The sequence below is a fragment of the Aeromonas sp. S19(2024) genome, from assembly GCF_041402625.1.
GTDB lineage: Bacteria > Pseudomonadota > Gammaproteobacteria > Enterobacterales > Aeromonadaceae > Aeromonas > Aeromonas caviae.
Window position 1 is genome coordinate 431,134 of sequence record NZ_JBGLQU010000003.1, and the last position, 23,842, is coordinate 454,975.

Annotated in this window: 22 protein-coding genes; 19 read left to right on the forward strand and 3 right to left on the reverse strand. The window is 58.9% G+C overall.

The features are described 5' to 3' along the window. Window positions 1-66 precede the first annotated feature (66 nt). Window positions 67-2,100, reverse strand: a complete 2,034-nt coding sequence (metG, locus tag ACB037_RS09320; RefSeq protein ID WP_128271386.1) for a methionine--tRNA ligase — start codon at window positions 2,098-2,100, stop codon at window positions 67-69. Window positions 2,101-2,285: 185 nt separating this feature from the next. Between metG and apbC the strand changes: the two genes are divergently transcribed. The 4 genes from apbC (at window position 2,286) to ACB037_RS09340 (ending at window position 6,560) form a co-directional block, all read left to right on the forward strand. Further along, entirely contained in the window at window positions 2,286-3,368 is a 1,083-nt protein-coding gene (apbC, locus tag ACB037_RS09325; protein WP_371175247.1) for an iron-sulfur cluster carrier protein ApbC, read from the forward strand. Between the two features lie 108 nt (window positions 3,369-3,476). After that, a complete protein-coding gene (gene udk, locus ACB037_RS09330; RefSeq protein WP_010674731.1) occupies window positions 3,477-4,121 on the forward strand; it encodes a uridine kinase in 645 nt (214 codons plus the stop codon). Window positions 4,122-4,184: 63 nt separating this feature from the next. Further along, window positions 4,185-4,766 (forward strand): dCTP deaminase, encoded by a 582-nt coding sequence (dcd, locus tag ACB037_RS09335; protein ID WP_010674732.1) that lies wholly within the window; start codon window positions 4,185-4,187, stop codon window positions 4,764-4,766. Between the two features lie 321 nt (window positions 4,767-5,087). Beyond that, window positions 5,088-6,560, forward strand: coding sequence for an inorganic phosphate transporter (locus ACB037_RS09340; RefSeq protein WP_045524860.1), 1,473 nt, complete (start codon window positions 5,088-5,090; stop codon window positions 6,558-6,560). Between the two features lie 661 nt (window positions 6,561-7,221). On the opposite strand, the gene rne is transcribed toward ACB037_RS09340, so the two are convergent. Continuing rightward, entirely contained in the window at window positions 7,222-10,365 is a 3,144-nt protein-coding gene (gene rne / locus ACB037_RS09345; protein ID WP_371175248.1) for a ribonuclease E, read from the reverse strand. 414 nt (window positions 10,366-10,779) lie between these two features. Between rne and rluC the strand changes: the two genes are divergently transcribed. Beyond that, window positions 10,780-11,724 carry a 23S rRNA pseudouridine(955/2504/2580) synthase RluC gene (gene rluC, locus ACB037_RS09350; RefSeq protein WP_010674735.1) on the forward strand — a complete coding sequence of 315 codons (945 nt, stop codon included), beginning with the start codon at window positions 10,780-10,782 and terminating at the stop codon, window positions 11,722-11,724. 52 nt (window positions 11,725-11,776) lie between these two features. Here rluC and ACB037_RS09355 read toward each other — a convergent pair whose 3' ends face one another. Beyond that, complete coding sequence (locus tag ACB037_RS09355) at window positions 11,777-12,358, reverse strand: nucleoside triphosphate pyrophosphatase (RefSeq protein ID WP_041215169.1); 582 nt, start codon at window positions 12,356-12,358, stop codon at window positions 11,777-11,779. A gap of 183 nt (window positions 12,359-12,541) precedes the next feature. Between ACB037_RS09355 and ACB037_RS09360 the strand changes: the two genes are divergently transcribed. From ACB037_RS09360 to ACB037_RS09425, 14 genes are all read left to right on the forward strand, one after another. After that, window positions 12,542-13,171 carry an START domain-containing protein gene (locus ACB037_RS09360; protein WP_336591272.1) on the forward strand — a complete coding sequence of 210 codons (630 nt, stop codon included), beginning with the start codon at window positions 12,542-12,544 and terminating at the stop codon, window positions 13,169-13,171. Between the two features lie 196 nt (window positions 13,172-13,367). Then, entirely contained in the window at window positions 13,368-13,889 is a 522-nt protein-coding gene (gene yceD / locus ACB037_RS09365; protein WP_029314532.1) for a 23S rRNA accumulation protein YceD, read from the forward strand. A 20-nt stretch (window positions 13,890-13,909) separates the two neighbouring features. Continuing rightward, a complete protein-coding gene (gene rpmF, locus ACB037_RS09370) occupies window positions 13,910-14,077 on the forward strand; it encodes a 50S ribosomal protein L32 (protein ID WP_005300935.1) in 168 nt (55 codons plus the stop codon). Between the two features lie 9 nt (window positions 14,078-14,086). Continuing rightward, window positions 14,087-15,106, forward strand: a complete 1,020-nt coding sequence (gene plsX, locus ACB037_RS09375) for a phosphate acyltransferase PlsX (RefSeq protein ID WP_041215168.1) — start codon at window positions 14,087-14,089, stop codon at window positions 15,104-15,106. A 6-nt stretch (window positions 15,107-15,112) separates the two neighbouring features. After that, a complete protein-coding gene (locus ACB037_RS09380) occupies window positions 15,113-16,072 on the forward strand; it encodes a beta-ketoacyl-ACP synthase III (protein ID WP_010674740.1) in 960 nt (319 codons plus the stop codon). A 66-nt stretch (window positions 16,073-16,138) separates the two neighbouring features. Then, window positions 16,139-17,074 (forward strand): ACP S-malonyltransferase, encoded by a 936-nt coding sequence (fabD, locus tag ACB037_RS09385; protein WP_371175249.1) that lies wholly within the window; start codon window positions 16,139-16,141, stop codon window positions 17,072-17,074. Window positions 17,075-17,087: 13 nt separating this feature from the next. Then, the gene (gene fabG, locus ACB037_RS09390; protein ID WP_039041169.1) at window positions 17,088-17,822 is read left to right on the forward strand and encodes a 3-oxoacyl-ACP reductase FabG; all 735 of its coding nucleotides are present in this window, start codon (window positions 17,088-17,090) and stop codon (window positions 17,820-17,822) included. Between the two features lie 157 nt (window positions 17,823-17,979). After that, window positions 17,980-18,216 carry an acyl carrier protein gene (gene acpP, locus ACB037_RS09395; protein ID WP_005300909.1) on the forward strand — a complete coding sequence of 79 codons (237 nt, stop codon included), beginning with the start codon at window positions 17,980-17,982 and terminating at the stop codon, window positions 18,214-18,216. 81 nt (window positions 18,217-18,297) lie between these two features. Then, complete coding sequence (gene fabF, locus ACB037_RS09400; protein ID WP_151027385.1) at window positions 18,298-19,539, forward strand: beta-ketoacyl-ACP synthase II; 1,242 nt, start codon at window positions 18,298-18,300, stop codon at window positions 19,537-19,539. Between the two features lie 66 nt (window positions 19,540-19,605). After that, complete coding sequence (gene pabC, locus ACB037_RS09405; RefSeq protein ID WP_323948587.1) at window positions 19,606-20,412, forward strand: aminodeoxychorismate lyase; 807 nt, start codon at window positions 19,606-19,608, stop codon at window positions 20,410-20,412. Then, window positions 20,402-21,403: an endolytic transglycosylase MltG gene (gene mltG, locus ACB037_RS09410; RefSeq protein ID WP_042017642.1), complete on the forward strand. Its 1,002-nt coding sequence runs from the start codon at window positions 20,402-20,404 to the stop codon at window positions 21,401-21,403. The genes pabC and mltG overlap by 11 nt, the downstream gene beginning before the upstream one ends. Beyond that, window positions 21,403-22,044: a dTMP kinase gene (tmk, locus tag ACB037_RS09415; protein ID WP_042017643.1), complete on the forward strand. Its 642-nt coding sequence runs from the start codon at window positions 21,403-21,405 to the stop codon at window positions 22,042-22,044. Before mltG ends, tmk begins: the two co-directional genes overlap by 1 nt. Continuing rightward, window positions 22,029-22,976, forward strand: coding sequence for a DNA polymerase III subunit delta' (holB, locus tag ACB037_RS09420; protein WP_371175250.1), 948 nt, complete (start codon window positions 22,029-22,031; stop codon window positions 22,974-22,976). Before tmk ends, holB begins: the two co-directional genes overlap by 16 nt. Before the next feature lie 12 nt (window positions 22,977-22,988). Then, on the forward strand, window positions 22,989-23,768 hold the full coding sequence (locus tag ACB037_RS09425; protein WP_042017645.1) for a TatD family hydrolase: 780 nt from the start codon (window positions 22,989-22,991) through the stop codon (window positions 23,766-23,768). Window positions 23,769-23,842 lie beyond the last annotated feature (74 nt).

A 23,842-nucleotide genomic window follows, 5' to 3' on the forward strand; every position in this document is an offset into this window, starting at 1 on the left:
CCACAAGGTAAAAAAAGAGAGGCCATTGGCCTCTCTTTTCATTGGGACTGTCCGGGAAGGGGCGTATTACTTCACGCGCATGCCCGGCTGGGCACCTTCCTGGGGCTCGAGGATCCAGAGATCCTTGCCACCCGGACCTGCCGCCAGCACCATGCCTTCAGACATACCAAAGCGCATCTTGCGCGGGGCCAGGTTGGCCACCATCACGGTCAGCTTGCCTTCCAGATCTTCCGGGTTGTAGGCGGACTTGATACCGGCAAAGACCTGACGGGTTTCGCCGCCGATGTCCAGCTGCAACTTCAGCAGCTTCTCGGCTTCCGGCACCGCTTCGGCTTTCTTGATCAGCGCCACCCGCAGGTCAATCTTGGCAAAGTCGTCGTAGGTGATGGTCTCGCTGATGGGATCGTCCACCAGGGGGCCTGCCGGCTTCTTGCTCTGCTCCTTGGCGAGATCTTCCTTGGACGCTTCCACCATGGCATCCACCTTGGCGGACTCGATGCGGGAGAAGAGTGCCTTGAAGGGGGCGACGCCGTGGTCGACCAGAGGGGCGGCGATGCCGTCCCAGGTCAGGGTTTCGCCAAGGAAGGCTTCGGCGCGCTCGGCCAGTTGCGGCATGACGGGCTTCAAGTAGGCCATCAGCACGCGGAACAGGTTGATGCCGACGGAGCAGACGGCTTGCAATTCGGCATCCGCCCCTTCCTGCTTGGCGATGACCCAGGGAGCCTTGTCGTCCACATAGCGGTTGGCCTTGTCGGCCAGTGCCATGATCTCGCGGATGGCGCGACTGAATTCGCGCGCTTCATAGGCTTCGGCGATGCTGGCGCTGGCGTTGGCAAACTCGGCGTAGAGTGCGGGCTCGGCGCAGGTGGCGGCCAGCTTGCCGTCAAAACGCTTGGCGATAAAGCCGGCGTTGCGAGAGGCCAGGTTGACCAGCTTGTTGACCACGTCGGCGTTGACGCGGGAGACGAAGTCTTCGAGGTTCAAGTCCAGATCGTCGATGCGGCTGTTGAGCTTGGCGGCGTAGTAGTAACGCAGGCACTCCGGATCCAGGTGCTTGAGATAGGTGGACGCCTTGATGAAGGTGCCCTTGGACTTGGACATCTTGGCGCCGTTGACGGTTACATAGCCGTGCACGTTGACCTTGGTCGGCTTGCGGAAGTTCGCGCCTTCCAGCATGGCCGGCCAGAACAGGCAGTGGAAGTAGGCGATGTCCTTGCCGATGAAGTGATAGAGCTCGGCGTCGGAGTCCGCTTTCCAGTAGCTGTCGAAGTCGATGTCGCCGCGCTTGTTGCACAGGTTCTTGAACGACGCCATGTAGCCGATGGGGGCGTCCAGCCAGACATAGAAGTATTTGCCGGGGGCACCGGGAATTTCGAAGCCGAAGTAGGGGGCGTCACGGGTGATGTCCCACTGCTGCAGGCCGCTTTCGAACCACTCTTGCATCTTGTTGGCCATCTCTTCCTGGATGGCGCCGGAGCCGCGTACCCAGTCGGCGAGCCAGGCTTCGAACTGGGGCAGGTCGAAGAAGAAGTGCTCGGAGTCCTTCATCACCGGGGTCGCACCGGAGACGGCGGATTTCGGATCAATCAGCTCGGTCGGGCTGTAGGTGGCGCCGCAAGCGTCGCAGTTGTCACCGTACTGATCGGGGGACTTGCACTTGGGGCAGGTGCCCTTGACGAAGCGATCCGGCAGGAACATGGATTTTTCCGGATCGAACAGTTGGGAGATGGTGCGGATCTTGATTTTGCCGGACTCTTTGAGGCGGCCATAGATCACGCCCGCCAGCTCGCGGTTCTCGTCGCTGTGGGTGGAGTGGTAGTTGTCGAAGCTGATGTTGAAACCGGCAAAATCCCCCTGGTGCTCCTGGGAGACGGCGGCAATCATCTCTTCTGGCGAGATCCCCATCTGCTGCGCCTTGAGCATGATGGGCGTGCCGTGGGCATCGTCGGCACAGACGAAATGCACCTGATGGCCACGCATTCGCTGATAACGAACCCAGATATCGGCCTGGATGTGTTCCAGCATGTGGCCGAGATGGATGGAGCCGTTGGCATAGGGGAGGGCGCAGGTTACCAGCATTCTACGAGGATCAGTTGCCATAATACGTTCTTTATGTGCCTGTTGGGATGATACAGTGCCGTGCATGTTACCCGAATTGGGGGCGGCCTGCCTAGGGTTGTGGCCCCCGGTGCCCTGACTGGCGGCATCACGATGACGTCGGCAAGCCACTGATTTATGTGCGGTAACCGTTCACCTCAGCATAACGACAACATAATGGGGAGTTAATGGTGATTGATTCAGTAAAACAGATCCTGGCCGAATTTAAGCCGGCAGGATGGGGCAAGGATCTGGTCGCGGCCGGTTTTGTGCGTTCCGTCGAGCGGCACGAACAGACCCTGGCCATCACGCTGGTGCTGCCCTTTGCAGGCCTGTCCCTGTTTGAACAGATCAAAGAGGAGTTCGATGCCCAGCTGCGCAGCGCAACCGGCGCGACCCGCATCGACTGGACGGGGGAGATAGACGTGGCCAGCATGCCCCGCGCGCAGCAACTGGCGGCGGTGCAGGGGATCCGCAATATCCTGGTGGTTGCCTCCGGCAAGGGAGGGGTGGGCAAGTCCACTACCGCGGTCAACCTGGCGCTGGCGCTGCAAAAAGAGGGGGCGCGGGTCGCCCTGCTGGATGCGGACATCTATGGCCCCTCCATCCCGACCATGACGGGGACCCTCAAGGAGCGCCCTGTCAGCTTTGATGGCAAGCTGATGGAGCCGGTGATGGCCTGCGGCATCAAGAGCAACAGCATCGGTTATCTGGTGGCCGAGCAGGATGCCACCATCTGGCGCGGTCCCATGGCGAGCAAGGCTCTCGGGCAGATCCTGCACGAGACCCGCTGGGGCGAGGTGGACTACCTGGTGGTGGACATGCCCCCGGGCACCGGCGATATCCAGCTGACGTTGGCCCAGCAGGTGCCCACCACGGCGGCGGTGATCGTCACGACGCCCCAGGATGTGGCGCTGGCAGATGCCCGCAAAGGGATTGCCATGTTCAACAAGGTCAATGTGCCTGTGCTTGGCATTGTCGAGAACATGAGTTACCACGTCTGCAGCGCCTGCGGGCATCACGAGCCGTTGTTCGGTACCGGCGGTGGCCAGAAGATGGCGGAGCAGTATCACTTGGCGCTGCTTGGTCAGTTGCCGCTGCATATCGACATTCGCCAGCACATGGATGACGGCTGCCCCACCGTGTTCGGTGCGCCGGATGGCGAGCTGTCACAGACTTACCTGAAACTGGCTCGCCGGGTAGGGGCCGAGCTCTATTTCAGCGCAAAACCGATTGCGACCCCGCTCTACACGGTGGCGCTGGACGAATAATCGGCGTTCGACCAAGGGGGGCGGATTTGGGGTGGGCATGGCCACCCCTTTTTCATATAATGGATCGGTTTAAACAATCCCCAGTGCTCTTCTCTTTAGGTATTTTCAATGTCTGATACTCAACATTCCTGCGTGATCATCGGTATTGCTGGTGCATCCGCGTCCGGCAAGAGTCTTATCGCCCAAACCATCTATGAAGAGCTGGTGGCCGAGCTGGGAGCGGGTCAGATTGGTGTGATCACCGAGGATTGCTACTACCGTGATCAGACCCACCTGACCATGGAAGAGCGGGTCAAGACCAACTATGACCACCCCAATGCCCTGGATCACGATCTGCTGGTGCAGCATCTGACCCAGCTGACGCAAGGGGAGGCGGTCAACATCCCCCAGTACTCCTATACCGAGCACACGCGCATGACCGAGGTCACTACCTTTGCACCGCGCCGTGTCATCATCCTCGAAGGGATACTGCTGTTGACTGACAGCCGCCTGCGCGAACTGATGGACGCCTCCATCTTCATGGATACCCCGCTCGACATCTGTTTGCTGCGCCGTCTGGTGCGCGATGTGCAGGAGCGCGGTCGTACCATGGACTCCGTGCTCAAGCAGTATCAGAAGACTGTGCGTCCCATGTTCATGCAGTTCATCGACCCGTCCAAGCAGTATGCCGACGTGATCGTGCCCCGTGGCGGCAAGAACCGCATCGCCATCGACATGCTCAAGGCGCGTATCCGCCATATGTTGATTGGTTGAGAGAAAACAAGCCGGGTGATGCCCGGCTTTTTTTAATGAATCTATTGTCAGGAGAGTCGCAGAATGCGTCTTTGTGATACCGATATCGAAAGGCACCTGGATGAAGGCAAGATCGTCATCGAGCCGCGGCCCGGTGTTGAGCGGATCAGCGGCGTCAGCGTCGATGTGCTGCTGGGCAACGAGTTTCGGGTGTTTCGCGATCATACCGCGCCTTACATCGACCTTGGCGGTACCAGTGCCGAGATGGCCGATGCCATCGAGCGGGTGATGAGCGAGGAGATCCACGTGCCGGACGGTGAAGCCTTCTATCTGCACCCGGGTCAGCTGGCGCTGGCGGTGACCTATGAATCGGTTACCTTGCCCGCCGATATCGTCGGCTGGCTGGATGGTCGCTCCTCCCTGGCGCGCCTGGGCCTCATGGTGCACGTCACCGCCCACCGCATCGATCCGGGCTGGTCCGGTCGCATCGTGCTGGAGTTTTACAACGGCGGCAAGTTGCCTCTGGCCCTGCGTCCCAAGATGAAGATCGGTGCCCTGAACTTCGAGATGCTGTCAGGTACCGCGGCTCGCCCGTACAACAAACGGGAAAATGCCAAATACAAGAGTCAGCAAGGGGCTGTGGCCAGCCGGATCAACCAGGATTGATCCCCGCACCGTGCGGCTTGTCTATCGAGGAGGGTGCCAAGGCACCCTCTTTTTTTATCTGACAAAAGGAAACGGGCGTGCCGAGCGGGTTGAAAAGCGGCCTTTTTCGGGACATTGAGCCATGCTCAGGCTTTGATTGGCGCCTATCCACAGTAATGGAATGGACTTAAATTAATCCTCGACAAGCCCCGTTCCTACAGGCCCTAAGACATTTTCTGACGGAATGCCCTTTTTTTTTTTTGCTGAAATATTTCAACAACGGGTATGGCGCATCGAGCCTTCTGGCATAATCCGCCGCAACTCATAAACAGGTTCGTTTTTATGTTTGAAATGTTTAGTGGTTTGGGTTTGTGGTGGTCAATCGGTTTGGTATTGGCCGTTTTTTTTGTGCTGGCCTATGAATTCATCAACGGCTTTCACGATACCGCCAACGCGGTAGCAACGGTTATCTATACCAAGGCGATGCCGGCTCATATGGCGGTGGTGGCTTCCGGTCTGTTCAATTTCGCCGGTGTCATGCTGGGTGGATTGGGGGTGGCCTACGCCATCGTTCATCTGCTGCCCATCGATCTGCTGCTTGGCATGGACTCCACCCAGGGTCTGATCATGGTGTTCTCTCTGCTGTTCTCGGCCATAGTCTGGAACCTGGGAACCTGGTACTTCGGTATTCCGGCATCCAGCTCCCACACCCTGATCGGTTCCATCCTGGGGGTAGGCGGTGCCTATGCCCTGATCAGCCATCAACCCCTGAAAGAGGGTATCAACGTCGGCAAAGCCATCGACATCATGCTCTCTCTCATCATCTCTCCCACCGTGGGCTTCATCATTGCAGCCCTGCTGCTGTTTGCCATGAAGCGCGTATGGCTTGGCAGCAAGATCCACAAGACCCCGGAAGAGCGCCTGCTGGTGGACGGCAAGAAGCATCCACCGTTCTGGGCCCGTGTCACACTGATTTGTTCCGCAATGGGGGTGAGCTTCGTGCACGGCTCCAACGATGGTCAGAAAGGCATCGGTCTGGTGATGCTGGTGCTGATCTGCATGGCGCCTGCCTATTTTGCGCTGGACATGAACAGCCGCTCCTATGATCTGGACAGAACCCAGGATGCCAACCAGCGCATCATGGAGATCTACCAGCGTAACCAGGATCAGGTTTCCCATCTGGTGAACTTCAGTGTGCCTGCCAAAGCCCAGGAAGAGCTGATGAGCCACTGTGCGGCAGGGGAGGCCCTGCAGGCCATGGCTACCCTCGACAAGCGTCTGGGCCAGGTGCGCACCTACGAGGAGATGAACCTGGTAGATCGCCGCGAGGTGCGTCGTCTGCTGCTGTGCATCGACGACACTGCCCGCAAGGTCTCCAAATTGCCGCTGCCGGCCAAGGAGCTGACCGATCTCGCCAAATGGCGCAAGGATCTGACCGCCACGGCCGAATATGCGCCGACCTGGGTCATCGTGTCCATCGCCCTGGCGCTCGGTTGCGGCACCATGGTGGGCTGGCGTCGTATCGTCTACACGGTAGGGGAGAAGATCGGTTCCACCGGCATGACCTACAGCCAGGGCATTGCAGCCCAGATCACGGCCGCCGCGTCCATCGGGATTGCGAGTCTGACCGGGATGCCGGTGTCCACCACCCACATTCTCTCCTCTGCGGTGGCGGGGACCATGGTGGCCAACAAGTCCGGCCTGCAGAGCCAGACCATCAAGACCATTCTGCTTGCCTGGGTGCTGACATTGCCGCTCACCATGCTGCTCTCCGGCGGCCTGTTCCTGCTGAACAACCATCTCTTTGGCGGGTAAGCGCGACAGTCATTGGAAATGAAACAAGGGCCTTCGGGCCCTTTTTTGTTGCCTGGTGAATGTCACGTCATACGGCAATAGTTCAATGAGTGATAGCTGTATGCCATCAGACAAGAAGTTGAATGACATTATCTATCACCTCTTTAGCTTCTCTACATCCCTGAACCACTCGTTGTGCACAGTGAGGGGAACCTGCCTGTGTGACGCCTTGTTACGAGCCGACCCTTGCACGTGAAGCTGAAGGGAGGGCGTTCAACGGGTCTATGATCCTCACCAGAAATGATGAGAGTGAAGAGTGCCACAGGTTGCCCTATGTCTGGCATTCCCGTTCAACCTGGGTTGTCTCAGCCACCACTGAACACACCGACTGTGCTACCAAAGGGGAACGCTGCCAGACTGTTTGCCAATAGCATCATATGCTGTCAATGCACGGACCCTGTCGACAAAGCAGGGCATGTCGTGATGCTTTGACAGAGATGAATCCTCTGTCTGGTGTGTTATTCACGTCTTGCTTGGACTGAGTGTGTGTGGCCGCTGAACATCGGGAAAGCGGTGGATATCGAACGGGCAGGGAGGGAGATCAAGGCGATGTCAGCCCCAAAAAAGAGACAAAAAAAGAGCCACACATTGTGTGGCTCTTTTTTCAGACTAACGGGTCTGCTCAGGGGCGACCGGCCGGGCTGGTTGCCACGTTGCTGGCAGCGGTGCTGCCACCGTGGCGACCGGAGGTCACGACTTCGCTGCGTACCAGGGGAGCGTACTCCACGGGTTCACGGGGTGTCGGGGCAGGAGCCGCAGCCGGCGTTGCCATGGGGGCATAAGCCTTGCGGGCACGGGCCAATACACCGGCACCCTTGCTGACCTTCACTTCGGGGCTGGTTGCTGGCTCGGTTTGCACCACGGCAGCCGGCCTCTCGACGACCTCCGCCTCGGCGGTGACCGTCTCCTCAGCGATCACGACAGGTGCCGCTTCAGCAACCGGTGCAACCTCTTCTGGGATGGCCTCCACTTGCTGGGTCTGCTCGACAGCATCGATCACGGCTACAGGTTCGTCATGAGAGGCGGTGTCGACGATAGGTTCGACCATCTCGGGTTCGACAACTGCCACTTCGGCGACGGGTTCAGGGTCTGCTTGCGCAACCCGCTCAACTTCGTCAGTGGAGGGCGCATCCACAGCCTGGGCTGCCAGTGCTTGCTCTGCCGCTTCCTCAGCAACGGCTTCAGCCACCACGTGTTCGGTCAGTGCGGCGGAGGCCTGCAGGGCGGCAGCAACCGCTTCTGCGCTCGGAATGGTGATGACAGGCACAACCGGTTCTTCCACCTTCACCTGAGCCGCATCGGCCTGGGCCGCGGTAGTCAGCTGCACTTCACTTTGTGCTTCGTCTTCACGCTGGCCACGAGCATCTTCGTTGATGCGCTTGCGACGTTGCCCTTCGATGCGCTGATTGCGCGGGGTACGGCGGGAACGACGCTGACCTTCGCCTTGCTCTTCTTGCTGCTCAGCGGCAGCTTGCACGTCGGCGACATCGGTGATTTGCTCGTCAGTCGGCAGGGCAGGAGTGTCGGTTGCGGCGACATCGACACGGATCTGCTTGCGCAGTTGGCGACGTTCGCGGCGCTCGGCCACTTTTTGCTCTTTTTCCTGACGCGGTTCAGCGCTGGCGACCGCAGTATCAACGGTATCAACCGCCTCGACGCTCACCTCGGCACGGGGTTCGCGGGGGGCGCGAGGTTCACGAGCCGGACGCGGGGCACGAGGTTCGCGCTCCTGGCGGGGTTCGCGAGGCTCACGCTCCATGCGCTGTTCGGTGCGCACTTCGCCACGGGGTTCCCGTTCCTGGCGCGGTTCCCGCTCTTGACGAGGCTCACGCTCTTTGCGCGGGCGACGATTGCGATCACTGCTCTCGCGGCTGGCTGCGCCTTCACGCTTCTCGCCGGCCTCGACATTGCGACTGCCGCGGTTGTCATCGCGACGGCCACGTTGACCACGGCTGCGGGATTCATCGCGCTGGTGACGGTGCCCGTCATCCTTGCGAGCTTCGCGCTGGGCGGCCGGTTTGTCGGCAGGCGCCTTCACCTCGGCCGGAGCCGCATCGGAGGAGGCACCGAACAGGCCGGAGAAGGCCTTGGCCAGCTTGCCAAAGAAGCCAACTTGTTCTGCAACCGGAGCGGGAGTCGCAACAGGAGCCGGGGCGGTGGGCGCAACCGGCTGGGGAGCCGGGGCAAACCCTTGCAGCAGCGGCTGTTCGCGCTCGACTACCTGAGCCTGGCGCGGCTGATAGACCGGCTTGGCAATCTCGGTTTTGAGCTCGTAGCTGGCCGCTTCCGGGATCTCGTTCTGACGGATGCGGGTCACTTCGTAGTGCGGGGTTTCCAGATGCTGGTTCGGAATGATGTAGACACGCACATCATTGCGCTGTTCCAGATTGGCGATGGAGGTACGCTTCTCGTTGAGCAGATAGGCGGCCACATCGACCGGCACCTGGGCATGAACCTGCTCGGTGTTGTCCTTCATGGCCTCTTCTTCGATGAGACGAAGGATGGACAGGGCGAGGGATTCGTTGTCACGGATGACCCCCTGACCCTGGCAACGGGGGCAGATATGGCTGCTGGACTCGTTGAGGGAGGGACGCAGACGCTGGCGAGACATCTCCAGCAGACCGAAACGGGAGATACGGCCCAGCTGGATACGGGCACGATCCTGATGCACCGCTTCACGCAGACGGTTTTCCACTTCGCGCTGATGGCGAACCGGGGTCATGTCGATGAAGTCGATGACAATCAGGCCACCCAGGTCACGCAGACGCAATTGACGGGCAATCTCGTCTGCTGCTTCCAGGTTGGTCTGCAGGGCGGTCTCTTCGATATCGCCGCCCTTGGTGGCGCGGGAGGAGTTGATATCGATGGAGGTCAGTGCTTCGGTCGGATCGATGACGATGCTGCCGCCGGAGGGCAGGCGCACTTCGCGCTGGAAGGCCGATTCGATCTGGCTCTCGATCTGGAAGTGGTTGAACAGGGCGACATCGCCCTTGTACAGCTTCACGCGATTGAGAAAATCGGGACGGACCAGCTCGATATGCGACTTGGCGCGCTCGAAGATGACCGGGTTGTCGATCAGGATCTCGCCCACATCGCGACGCAGATAGTCACGGATGGCGCGCACGATGACGTTGCTTTCCTGGTGAATGAGCACCGGAGCGGAACGTTGTTGTGACGCCTTGTGGATGGAGTCCCAGTGATTGAGCAGAACGTTCAGATCCCACTCCAGCTCTTCCGGGGACTTGCCCACACCGGCGGTGCGCACGATGAGGCCCATGCCGTCCGGCACGGTCAGTCCGCTCAGGGCTTCCTTCAGCTCGGTCCGCTCGTCACCCTCGATGCGACGGGAGATGCCGCCGGCACGAGGGTTGTTCGGCATCAGCACCAGGTAGCTGCCAGCCAGACTGATGAAGGTGGTGAGGGCTGCACCCTTGGTACCACGCTCTTCCTTGTCGATCTGGACAATGACTTCCTGGCCTTCGCGGACCACTTCTTTGATGTTGGGACGACCCTGATAGGAGTAACCGGAGGGGAAGTAATTGCGGGCGATTTCCTTTAACGGCAGGAAACCGTGGCGTTCGGCGCCATAGTCAACAAAAGCAGCTTCGAGACTGGGTTCTACTCGGGTGATTTTGCCCTTGTAAATGTTCGCTTTTTTCTGCTCGTGTCCCGGACTTTCAATATCCAAATCGTAGAGCTGTTGTCCGTCAACCAGCGCTACGCGCAACTCCTCTTCCTGAGTCGCGTTGATTAGCATTCTTTTCATTGAGTTCTCATTATTTTGTCATTTTGATTCCTCCACTGGGTCCTGCCGGCGCCGGCCTCGGGTCTTCAGCATGCTGGGGCAACCTCCCGGTTGGGGTATGCATGAGGCGCAAACTAAGGGCACTCTGGTTCAGCCTTCTCGAGAGGGCGTGAATTAAGGATACCGATGTGGAGACAATTTACGTCGGCTTTGTTTGTGTTCTCCATGCGTTGTACCTCGCACCCGGGAACCGTCATGTTCTTGTATACACGGTGTTTCGGGATTGGGTGGCATACATTTTGGCCACTTAGTACAAGGCTTGAACACAATGACAAAACCTTGTTTATTATCCCATTTAAACCACTTTTATAGCAAGACGCCATTTTTTAACAAAGCATGCAGCCAAGGGCTGTCAGCGGTGTTAAAATCCGCGCCATGACACAGATACATCAACAAGTGCAGCTGCTCACCATCGAAGCTGAGCATGACGGGCAGCGCATCGACAATTTTCTCAAGACTCAGTTAAAGGGCGTCCCCAAGAGCCTGATTTATCGCATCCTTCGAAAAGGGGAGGTGCGGGTCAACAAGAAGCGCATCAAACCGGAATACAAGCTTTGTGCCGGTGACGAGGTGCGGGTGCCCCCCGTGCGTGTGGCCGAGAAGAACGAGTTGCCTTCTGCCAACCTCGGCAGCATCCAGCGTCTGGAGAGCCAGATCCTGTTTGAAGACGACGCCATGATAGTGCTCAACAAGCCGTCCGGCATGGCAGTTCACGGCGGCAGCGGCCTCAGTTTTGGCGTCATCGAAGGGCTGCGTGCCCTGCGCCCCGAAGCCCGCTTCCTCGAACTGGTGCACCGGCTGGATCGTGACACCTCCGGCGTACTGCTGGTTGCCAAGAAGCGCAGTGCCCTGCGCAGCCTGCACGAGCAGCTGCGGGTCAAAACCATGCGCAAGCAGTATCTGGCGCTGGTGCGCGGCCAGTGGCAACCCCACGTCAAGGTGGTCAATGCGCCACTTCGCAAAAATGATCTGCAATCCGGTGAGCGGGTGGTGCGGGTCAGCAGCGATGGCAAGCCCTCCGAGACCCGGTTCCGGATTGCCCGTCAGTTTGCCGAGGCCACCCTGGTCGAGTGCAGCCCCATCACTGGCCGTACTCACCAGATCCGTGTCCACACCCAGCACGCCGGCCATCCCATCGCCTGCGATGACAAATATGGTGAGACCGGGTTTGATGAAAAAATGCGAGGGCAGGGGCTAAAGCGTCTGTTCCTGCACGCCTGGAAGCTCACCTTTACTCATCCGGTGGATGAGCGGGAGATGCAGGTGGAAGCGCCATTGTCACCGGAGCTTGAGGCGTTTCTCGCCAAGCTGCCACGCTGACAACCATGAAAAACGGGAGCCAAGGCTCCCGTTTTTCATGGCAGAGTTCTTGTTATGGCAGAGCCAGGCCGTGGCGACCCAGGAGATCAACCAAGCCTATCAGGGGAAGACCGACAAGGGCGTTGGGATCGCGCCCCTCCAGCGCCTTGAACAAGACGATGCCCATTCCCTCGCATTTGAAGCTGCCGGCACAATCCAGAGGACGTTCGGCCTCCACATAGCGACGGATGGCGGCTTCGTCGAGCGAGCGAAAATGCACGGTGAAAGGCTCGACGAGCTGCTCGGCATGGCCATTCGCAGCATTGATCACACAGAGCCCGGTGTAAAAGATGACGCGCTTGCCTTGTGCCCGCAGCAACTGCTCGACCGCCTTCTCCACCGTGCCGGGCTTGCCGAGGATCTGCCCGTCACAGACGCACACCTGATCTGAACCGATGATCAATCCTTGATCACGGTCAGCAGCAACGGCATTCGCCTTGGCAAATGCCAATCTGCTGACCAGGGCTTCTGCGGTCTCCCCGTGTCGCGCTGTCTCATCGACTTGAGGCGCAGCACAGTGAAATGGCTGACCGAGTTTTTCCAGCAAGGTTTTGCGGTAGGACGAGGTGGACGCGAGGATCAAGGAAGGCTGCATGTTTTGATGATATCCATTTATAAATCAATTGGTTGATTCTATCTGTGCAGATGGGGCCACGCAAACAGGAGATGTCTACAGCGGGACTCGCCTAATTAGCGGGAAGCATGCATGCTGATGGAACCACAGCACAAACACAAGAGATCGGAATTGAGCGTGATGACACGATATGCGGCCTTGGTCATGGCACTGATCTCCTTCGCCAGCTGGGCAGAGACATGGCAACTTCGTCAGGGGGATGAGGGGGTGATGCTTTGGACCCAGCCACATCCTCCGACCTCTTTTCAGGCCTTACGTCTGGAGATGCGCGTGAATGCCGATCCTGGCACGCTGATAACGGTGCTGCGCAACACGGCGCGCCATGAAGAGTGGTTGCCCCAGAGCCGTGAAGTCAGGGTGCTGGCCAGATCGGGTCCCGACGATGATCTGGTCTATACCCGCCTGGCGTCTCCCTGGCCGGTGCAAGACAGGGAGCTCATCACCCGCTCCCATTTGAGTCGACGCATCGATTGCGGCCTGACTCTCGAGGTGTGGGCAGAGCCGAATGCCCTGCCATTGCATGCAGGGCTGTTCCGGATCCAGGAAAGCGCCGGACGGTGGGAGGCGCTACCCCAACGGGATGGCAGCACACTCGTTCGGCTCGAAACCTATACCAACCCGGGCAACAACTTGCCGGGCTGGCTGGTCAATCCCATTGCCATCAAGGCTGCCGTGGGCAGTTTCAAAGCCATACGCCGACTGATGGAAGCCGAGCCCAGAGTGGCTGCGACACCAGGCATGCTGGGGAGCGACCCGCGCTGTTCTGCCACCTGATGAGACACCAAAGAGCACATCCGGTGGACAGACAGGGGAGGGGAACAGGATCCTGTGCCAGATCCTGCACGATATGGCATAATCGGCCACCGATGAGCACAAGTTCCTCTTGCAGGGGCCTGTGAAGGTAAAATCATCGGCGGTAAGGACTTTTTCCTTTGACTATCCCTTGTTGGACCTATAATATTCGCGCCCTATGCAAAAGGTGAAGTTGCCCGTTAAGGTTGATCCAGTCCGTAATGCCTTGAAGCTACTCGATTATGTCGGGATAGTGGAAAAGTCGCAGATGCCCAGGCTGGAGGAATCAACCGAAGGCTTGCGAAGTGATGTGGATGTCACACTGCACTTTGGCAAAGATGTCCAGAAGTTGACCGTTATGAAAGGCACTGCCCATGCCAAGGTCGACCTGGTTTGCCAGCGTTGTGGTGAGACGTTTGAACACCTTTGTGAAGCTAGTTTTATTTACACTCCGCTGTTCGAAAGAACAAACGAGGAAGAACTGCCGGAAGCTTATGAGCCCATTGAGTTGGACGAAAACGGCGAGATAGATCTTCATCAAATCCTGGAGGATGAACTCATCCTCTCGTTGCCTCAGGTAGCCATGCATCCGGTGGATGTGTGTCCCAGAGGAAACATGGAGATGACCTGGGGTGAAATCGAACCTGCTGATGAGCGGCCGAATCCCTTTGCAGTTCTTGAAGCGCTCAAACGTAAGTGAATTTTAGGAGTTAGCCTACCATGGCCGTACAACAGAACCGTAAAACCCGCGCCAAGCGTGGCATGCGTCGTTCCCACGATGCGCTGACCACCGCTGCCCTGACTGTTGATCAGACCAGTGGCGAAATTCATCGTCGTCACCACGTGACTGCCGATGGTTTCTACCGCGGTAAAAAGGTAATCGCTTAAGGATTGCCTTTGTCTACGCAAACTGTCGCGCTAGACATAATGGGGGGAGATATCGGCCCCTCGGAAACAGTGCCTGCCGCCGTGCAGGCACTGTCTCTTCTACCCCAGCTAAAACTTGTTCTGGTCGGTGATCAACACCAGACAGCCCCTCTTCTGCAGCAACATGGCTTGCTCAACCACCCTCGCGTTCGTCTCGTGCATGCCTCCCAGGTCGTGGGCATGGGCGAAAAGCCTATCGTGGCGCTGCGTACCCTGAAAGACTCCTCTATGCGCGTGACCCTGGATCTGGTCAAGAGCGGCGCTGCCGATGCCTGTGTCAGTGCAGGCAACACCGGTGCCTTGATGGCCATGGCAAAGTGCGTGCTAAAATCCTTGCCCGGTGTTGACCGGCCAGCCCTCATCAAGGCGCTGCCCACATTGGGTGGAAAACGGACCGTGATGCTGGATCTGGGTGCGAACGTGAGCTGCGATGCCGACACCCTGCTGCAATTTGCCGTGATGGGCGCCGTGGTCGCAGAGAAGGTCGAGGGGATACCTTCACCCAGAGTGGCACTGCTCAACGTGGGGGAGGAGGAGATCAAGGGCAACGACCTGGTGCGCCACAGCGCCGAGTTGCTGCGCCAATGCTCCGCCCTTAATTTTGTCGGTTTCATTGAGGGGGACAGGATCTTCAGCGGCGAGTGTGACGTGATCGTCTGCGACGGTTTCGTGGGCAACGTGGCGCTCAAGACCGCGGAGGGGGTGGTGCGGATGATGGCCGAACTGGCCGGATATCCGCGCAAAAAACGCAGTTTTCTTGGTCGACTCGCCGGATTTATGTTCAAACGGCGTTTCTCTTACCTGAACCCCGACCAGTATAATGGCGCGAGTCTGTTAGGATTGCGCGGCATTGTGGTAAAAAGCCATGGGCGGGCCGAGCGCCGCGCTCTGTGTCATGCGATTCTGCTGGCCGCACAAGAAGCCAGACATCAACTTCCATTGCAAATTGCAGATCGCCTTGAATCTGTCTTTTCCGACAGGGATTTATAAAACTCTATGCATAGCAAAATTCTGGGTACTGGCAGTTATCTGCCGAGTTCGGTTCGTACCAACGCCGATCTTGAACAGATGGTTGAAACCAGTGACGAATGGATCGTGGAACGCACCGGGATCCGTGAACGCCGTATCGCCGGAGCCGACGAAACCGTCGCGACCCTTTCTCATCAGGCGGCCTTGCGTGCGCTTGATGCGGCAGGTCTGACTGCCGCCGATTTGGACATGATAGTGCTGGCCACCACCAGCGCAGAGAATGCCTTCCCAGCTGCTGCCTGTGAACTGCAGGGGCTGCTTGACGTACCGGGGATCCCGGCGTTTGACGTAGCCGCCGCCTGTGCCGGCTTTACATATGCTCTCGCCATCGCCGATCAGTTCGTCAAATCCGGCGCTGCTCGCCACGTGCTGGTTGTCGGTGCGGACGTGCTGTCACGCATGTGCGATCCCGAGGATCGCGGCACCATCATACTGTTCGGGGACGGGGCAGGGGCCGTGGTCATCGGTGCCAGCGACACGCCGGGCATCCTCTCCACCCATCTGCATGCCGATGGCCGTTATGGCGAGCTGCTCAAACTGCCGCAGCCCCGTCGCGGCATGCCGGGTGCCGAGCTCGAAGCCTACATGTACATGAAGGGCAACGATGTCTTCAAGGTTGCGGTGACACGCCTTAGCGAGATCGTGACCGAAACCCTGGCTGCGGCCAACGTCGAGCCGAGCGAGCTGGACTGGCTGGTGCCTCATCAAGCCAACTTCCGCATCATCAATGCCACCGCCAAGAAACTCGGAATGGGGCTCGACAAGGTGATCCTGACCCTGGATCGTCATGGCAATACCTCCGCGGCCTCAGTGCCCATCGCCTTCGATGAAGGGGTGCGCGATGGTCGCATCAAACCCGGCCAGCTGGTCCTGCTGGAAGCCTTCGGCGGCGGTTTTGCCTGGGGCTCTGCGCTGGTTCGCCTCTGATACCGAGCGGTGCCCGGTCCTCGGGCGCCCGCTTACCGAATTCGTCTTACCTTAAAGGAATCAATGATGACCCGATTTGCCATTGCCTTCCCGGGACAAGGCTCCCAGAGCGTCGGCATGCTGGCCGAGCTGGCTGAGCAACACGCCGTGATTAAAGAGACCTTCGCCGAGGCGAGCCAGGTGCTGGGTTATGACCTGTTTGCCCTGGTGATGGCAGGCCCGGCCGAGGATCTCAACAAGACCTGGCGTACCCAGCCTGCACTGTTGACCGCCTCGGTCGCGCTGTGGCGCCTGTGGCAACAACAAGGCGGGGCCACCCCTGCCGTGATGGCAGGGCACAGCCTGGGGGAATACTCCGCCCTGGTGTGCAGCGGCGCGCTGGCGTTTGTCGATGCCGTCAAACTGGTCGAGCTGCGTGGTCTGGCCATGCAGGAAGCCGTACCGGAAGGCACCGGTGCCATGGCTGCCATCATCGGTCTGGACAACGAAAGCATCGCTGCCAACTGTGAGAAAGCGGCCCAGGGGCAGGTGGTCTCTCCGGTCAACTTCAACTCTCCGGGCCAGGTGGTCATCGCCGGCCACAAAGAGGCGGTCGAGCGTGCCAACGTGCTGATGAAAGAGTCAGGTGCCAAGCGTGCCCTGCCGCTGCCGGTCTCCGTGCCCTCCCACTGCGCCCTGATGAAACCGGCCGCAGAAAAGCTGGCCGCCGCCCTGGATGGGATCGAGATCAAGGTTCCTGCCATCGCCGTCATCAATAATGTCGACGTTTCCTGTGAGCAGGATCCGGCCGCCATCAAGCAAGCCCTGGTGCGTCAACTGTTCAGCCCGGTTCGCTGGACTGAAACGGTAGAGCGCATGGCAAACGACGGTGTTACCCTCGAAATCGAGATGGGCCCAGGCAAGGTATTGACCGGCCTGGCCAAGCGTATCGATGCGCGAGTGGAAGGTATTCACGCCAACGACGTCGCCTCATTCGAGCAGGCGCTGGCCCAGATCAAGTAAACAGGAGCAAGTCATGAGTTTTACCGATAAGGTTGTGTTGGTCACTGGCGCCAGCCGTGGCATTGGTCGTGCGATTGCGGAGACGTTTGCTGCTCGTGGTGCCAAGGTCGTGGGTACTGCGACCAGCGAGAGCGGCGCCGAAGCGATCAGTGCTTACCTGGGTGAGCAAGGCTGCGGCATGGCACTGAACGTGACCAGTCAGGAATCCATCGAAACCGTCTTCGCCGCCATCAAGGCGCGTTTTGGCGACATCGACATCCTGATCAACAACGCCGGCATCACCCGCGACAACCTGCTGATGCGGATGAAGGATGACGAGTGGAACGAGATCATCGACACCAATCTCACCTCCCTGTACCGTCTGAGCAAGCCGGTATTGCGAGCCATGATGAAGAAGCGCAACGGTCGCATCATCAGCATCGGTTCCGTGGTCGGCACCATGGGCAACGCCGGTCAGGTCAACTATGCTGCTGCCAAGGCCGGTCTGGTTGGTTTTACCAAGTCGCTGGCCCGTGAAGTGGCATCCCGTGGCATCACGGTGAATGCGGTTGCTCCCGGTTTCATCGAGACCGACATGACCAAGGCGCTCAATGAAGAGCAGCGCGCCGGCATCATGAATCAGGTGCCTGCCGCCCGCTTGGGCGATCCGAAAGAAATTGCTGCCGCTGTGGTATTCTTGGCATCGGATGATGCCGCCTATATTACCGGCGAAACCCTGCATGTTAATGGCGGGATGTACATGGTGTAATCAATTTGTCGTGAGTTCTGTTCAAATTTGCGATAATACGCCGAAGTTTGGCGAATTTCGTGGTTTGACCAGCGGCAAGTCACTTGCAAACTCACGTCAATTGAATACACTACCCCAACCAGACGCAATAGCGTATTTTTAAAGGAAAATTCAGGTCATGAGCAACATCGAAGAACGCGTAAAGAAAATCATCATCGAACAACTGGGTGTTAAAGAAGAAGACGTGAAGAACGCTGCCTCCTTCGTCGACGACCTGGGCGCTGACTCTTTGGATACCGTTGAACTGGTAATGGCGCTGGAAGAAGAATTCGATACCGAAATTCCTGATGAAGAAGCCGAGAAGATCACCACTGTTCAAGCGGCTATCGACTACATCACCGCTAATCAGGAATAAGTTCCTGTTCTGAAAGAAGCGGCCCAAGGGCCGCTTCTTTTATGTTTACCCCTTTCAAAACACCTCTCGGAGACTACCTCAGTGTCAAAACGCAGAGTCGTGGTGACCGGCTTGGGGATGCTTTCCCCGGTAGGCAACACTGCCGAATCCAGCTGGCAAGCCCTGCTCAACGGGCAGAGCGGCATTTCCCTCATCGACCACTTTGATGCAAGCGAGTTCGCAACCCGTTTCGCAGGCTTGGTCAAGGATTTCGACCCCGAAGAGTTCGGCATCAACCGCAAAGAAGCCCGCAAGATGGATCTCTTCATCCAGTATGGCGTGGCGGCGGGTGTTCAGGCCCTGGAAGATTCCGGCCTGATCATCAACGAAGAGAACGCGGAGCGGGTAGGCGTTGCCATCGGCTCCGGTATCGGCGGTCTGGGTCTGATTGAGCAGAACCACAGCAGCCTCATCAATGGCGGCCCCCGCAAGCTGAGCCCTTTCTTCGTTCCGTCCACCATCATCAATATGGTGTCCGGTCATCTTTCCATCATGAAAGGCATGCAGGGCCCGAACATCGCCGTGACTACCGCCTGTACCACGGGTACCCATGCCATCGGCATGGCTGGCCGGATGATCGCCTATGGCGATGCGGACGTGATGGTTGCCGGTGGTGCCGAGAAAGCCTCCACCCCCATGGGCATGGGCGGCTTTGCCGCTGCCAAGGCGCTCTCCACCCGTAATGACGAACCGCAGAAGGCGAGCCGCCCCTGGGACAAGGATCGCGACGGTTTCGTGCTGGGCGACGGTGCCGGCGTATTGGTGCTGGAAGAGTACGAACATGCCAAGGCCCGCGGCGCCAAGATCTATGCCGAGTTGGTCGGCTTTGGCATGAGCGGGGATGCCTATCACATGACGGCCCCTCCCTCGGACGGCGATGGTGGCGCACGCGCCATGAAGAACGCCATCAAGGATGCTGGCATCGCACCCGAGCAGATCGGTTACATCAATGCCCACGGTACCTCCACCCCCCTTGGGGATGTGGCAGAGCTGCGCGGCATGAAGAAGGTGTTTGGTGACCATGCCAGCGCCCTGATGGTCAGCTCCACCAAGTCCATGACAGGCCACCTGTTGGGTGCGGCTGGCGCCATCGAGGCGATCATCACCGTGCTCTCTCTGCGTGACCAGATGGTGCCTCCCACCATCAACCTGGACAACCCGGATGATGAGTGCGACCTGGATCTGGTGCCGCATGTTGCCAAGGCCGGCAGCTTCGAATATGCCCTCTCCAATTCCTTCGGTTTTGGCGGCACCAATGGCTCCCTGATCTTCAAACGCGTATAATTCGCTCTGGGCGAATGATAAGGCCCGATACGGCAGTATCGGGCCTTTTTTATCGGAGGGATCCCCTTGCTGATTAATGGAATACCCACAGAAACACTGTCAGCCAGGGATCGTGGACTGGCATACGGTGATGGTCATTTCACCACCATGCTGGTGAGGGAAGGGAAGGTACTCTGGTGGCAGGACCATCAGGCCCGGCTGCAACATGCCAACGCCCGGCTTGGTTTTGGCGAGCACTCCTGGGACCTGCTTGCCGACGAGGCGGCGCAGCTGGCTTCTGGGCAGACACAGGCTGTCGTCAAGATAATGCTGACTCGGGGCGCCGGTGGGCGGGGATATGACGGCGCAGGCTGTGACACGCCCACTCGCATCGTCTCTTTGGCACCTTATCCTGAGCATTATCATGATTGGCAGCAAACCGGCATCAATGCCCTGGTATGCCAGCAGCAGCTTGGGGACAGTCCCATGCTCGCCGGTCTCAAGACGCTGGGGCGCCTCGAACAAGTGATGCTGAAGCGCGAACTTGCTGCGCGTGGCGGGGTCGAAGGTATAGTCTTGAACAGCCGGGGATTTCTGGTAGAAGGGGTCAGCGCGAATCTGTTTTGGCGTCGTGGCAGGACGGTGTTCACACCGGATCTCACCCGCGCCGGGATCGATGGCATCATGCGCAAGCGCGTGATGACGATGCTTAAACAGATGGGCATTGAACTGCGTGTCGTAGAGGCTCCATTGGAGTCACTCTGGCAGGCGGAAGAGGTCTGGCTGACCAATACCCTGATGGGGATTGTCCCGGTCACCAGCATCGGGGATATGCACTATCCCAGTCCGGTATTGATTCGCCGTTTACAGGAGCGCTTGGTCATTGAAGTTTAATCGGCTTTACACCCTGCTCGCGGGGGCGGCACTCTCTGTCGCCGTTGCCGGAGGGTACGTGTATCACAAGTGGCAACAGGTGGAGACGCTCACCAACAAGGGGCCAACCCGCCTCTTTACCGTCGAAAAAGGCGCCCATGCGGCGCGCCTGATTGCCGAACTGGGGGAGGGGGAAACCAGCCCCTGGGCGGTGCGTCTCTGGTTGCGCGGTCATCCCGAACTGGTGGCCATCAAGTCCGGCACCTATGAAATCAAGGAAGGGGCGCCGCTCAAGGAGACTCTCTCTCTCTTTGCTTCCGGCAAGGAGTTTCACTTCAGCCTGACCTTTGTCGAAGGGTCCCGTTTTGAGGATTGGCTGAAGCAACTTTCCAGCGCTCCCTATCTGGAGCGCCTGACTCTGGAGCAGAGCGAAACCGAACTGGCTCAGGAACTCGGCATCGAAAATGGCAAGCTGGAGGGGTGGTTCCTGCCGGAAACCTACGCCTATACCACTCATGCCAGCGATCTTTCCATCCTGCGCCGCGCCTATCAGGACATGAAAACGTTCTTGGAGGCTTCCTGGGAGAAGCGTCAGGCCAATCTGCCCTACAAGACACCCTATGAGGCGCTCATCATGGCCTCCATCATCGAAAAAGAGACGGGCCAACCGGATGAACGGGCCCAGATTGCCTCTGTGTTCGTCAACCGTCTACGCCTTGGCATGAAGTTGCAGACCGACCCTACCGTCATCTACGGGGTGAAGGACAGGTACGATGGCAACATTCGCCGCAGCGATCTGACCGACGTGAACCCCTACAACACCTATGTGATCGACGGTCTGCCTCCGACGCCTATCGCCATGCCGGGCAAGGCCTCCATCGAAGCGGCGCTCAACCCCAAATCGACAGACTATCTCTACTTCGTTGCCAAGGGGGGCGGTGCCCACTACTTCTCCAAGACCCTCGATGAACACAATCGGGCGGTGCGTGAATACATATTGAAGAAACCCTAATGTCTAAATTTATCGTGATTGAAGGATTGGAAGGGGCAGGGAAGAGCTCTGCGGTGCGCTATGTGACCGACTATCTGCAAGCCCACGGAGTGGCGCGGATCGAGTGCACCCGGGAGCCGGGCGGCACGCCGCTGGCGGAGCGCATGCGGGCCATCGTCAAGGAAGTGCACGACGAGCGCCTGACCGTCGAAGCTGAGCTGCTGTTGATGTACGCCTCCCGGGTGCAACTGGTGGAGACCAGGATCAAGCCGGCCCTGGCAGACGGCATCTGGGTAGTGGGTGATCGCCACGATCTTTCCTCCCAGGCCTATCAGGGGGGTGGCCGCGGCATCGATGCGAACCTCATCGGCGCCATCAAACGGGCGGTCCTCGGGGATTTCAAGCCGGATCTGACGCTCTATCTCGACATTGATCCTGCCATCGGCCTGCAGCGGGCCCGCCATCGCGGCGAGCTGGACAGGATTGAGCTGGAGCAGATCGGCTTCTTTGAACGTACCCGCCAGCGTTACCTCGAGTTGGCGGCCGCCGATGATTCCATCCAGGTCATCGATGCCGGATTGCCCCCGGCGCAAGTCAAAGCCGCCATCGAGGCAGCTCTTGAGCATTATCTGGCAAGCGAGGGACTATGTATCCCTGGCTGATCCCGGATTGGCATGCCTTGAGCGAGACGGCCCGGGCCGGACGGCTCGGGCACGCCTGGTTGCTGCTAGGCGATCCCGGCCTTGGTAAGGAGCAGCTTGCAGAGCGACTGGCGCGACTGCACCTGTGTCAGCATCCACAACGAGGTGAGCCCTGCGGTCAGTGCCACTCCTGCCAGCTTTTTGAGAAGGGGCATCACCCGGATCTTGGCACCCTGGGGCCCGAGGGCAAGACCATAGGTGTCGAAGCCATCCGGGAGATTTGCAGCCGTCTCCAGAGCACGTCCCAGCTCGGTCGCGGCAAGGTGGTGATCATTCAGGAGGCGGAGCGCATGACGGAGTCTGCCGCCAATGCTTTGCTGAAGACGCTGGAAGAGCCGGCTGGCGACAGTCTGTTGCTGCTCATCGCATCCCGGGTATCTCGCCTGCTCCCCACCATCTTGAGCCGTTGTCACAAGCATGTCTGCCAGCTCTCCTCTGAGGGGGAGACCCTTGCCTGGCTCGCCGAGCAGGGCCATCAGGCCACCCAGGCCCAGGTGCGGATCTGCCAGGGTGCGCCGCTGCGGGTGCTGAGCTACATCGAAGCACAGCAAGATGATGCCAGACGGGCATTGCTCGACGGATTTGTCTCGCTGGCATCGGCCCCCACCCGTGCGGCGAATGTCTGCGCCCAGTTGGCCGAGGATAATCAGGTCCGGCTGCACTGGTTGCAGCTCTTCCTGTGCGATGCCCTCAAGCTTCAGGCTGGCTGCGGTCATCATCAACTGGCGATGCCAGATCTTGCATCACTCAGCCAGCAACTGGCTGAGAGACACTCCAGCGAACGGCTCCTGGAAGCTGAACAGCAGCTGGTTGTGCTGAAAGAGGCTTGTCAGCCAGGACAGCTTTCCAATCCCACCATCCATTTGATGAACTGGCTCAATCGCTGGTTATAAACAAGGTTGTCTATGTTACTCGTTGATTCCCATTGCCATCTCGATCGCTTGAGTTATGGCACCAAGCAGACCGACATGGCCGATGTGCTGGCCAAGGCGGCGCAGCAGAGCGTGGGATATTTTCTCTGCGTGAGTGTGACCCAGGCCCAGTTCCCGACCATGATGGAGGCCATCGCCCCCCATCCCCAGGTGTTTGCCTCCTGCGGTGTTCACCCGCTCAATCAGGATCCCGGGGTGGATGCTGCCTTGCTGCTGACTCAGGCGGCCGATGAGAGAGTGGTGGCCATCGGCGAAACCGGGCTCGACTACTTCTATTCACCGGAAAACAAGGATGTACAGCAAGCCTCTTTCCGCGAACATATCCGGGTAGCCCGGGCACTGAACAAACCGCTCATCATCCACACCCGGGATGCCCAGGAAGACACCTTGAGGATCATGCGAGAGGAGGGGGCCGAACAGGTGGGCGGAGTGCTGCACTGCTTCACCGAGTCCCTCGAAATGGCCGAGGCCGCGATGGCCATGGGGTTCTATATTTCCATCTCGGGAATAGCCACTTTCAAGAACGCCTCAGCCCTGCAGGCAGTGGTCAAGGCGTTGCCCCTGGAGCGACTGCTGGTTGAAACCGACTCTCCCTATCTGGCACCGGTTCCGCATCGGGGGAGGGAGAACGAGCCGGCCTTTGTTCGCGACGTCGCCCAATTTATCGCGGATCTTCGCCAGATACCGCTCGCTGAATTGGCGGAGGCCACCAGCCACAATTTCTTCGAATTGTTCAAGTTGGCAAAGCGATAACAGACAACGCCCCGCTATGCGGGGCGTTTTACTATGACAATCAGCACTATCATTACTCATCCAAAAACAATCAT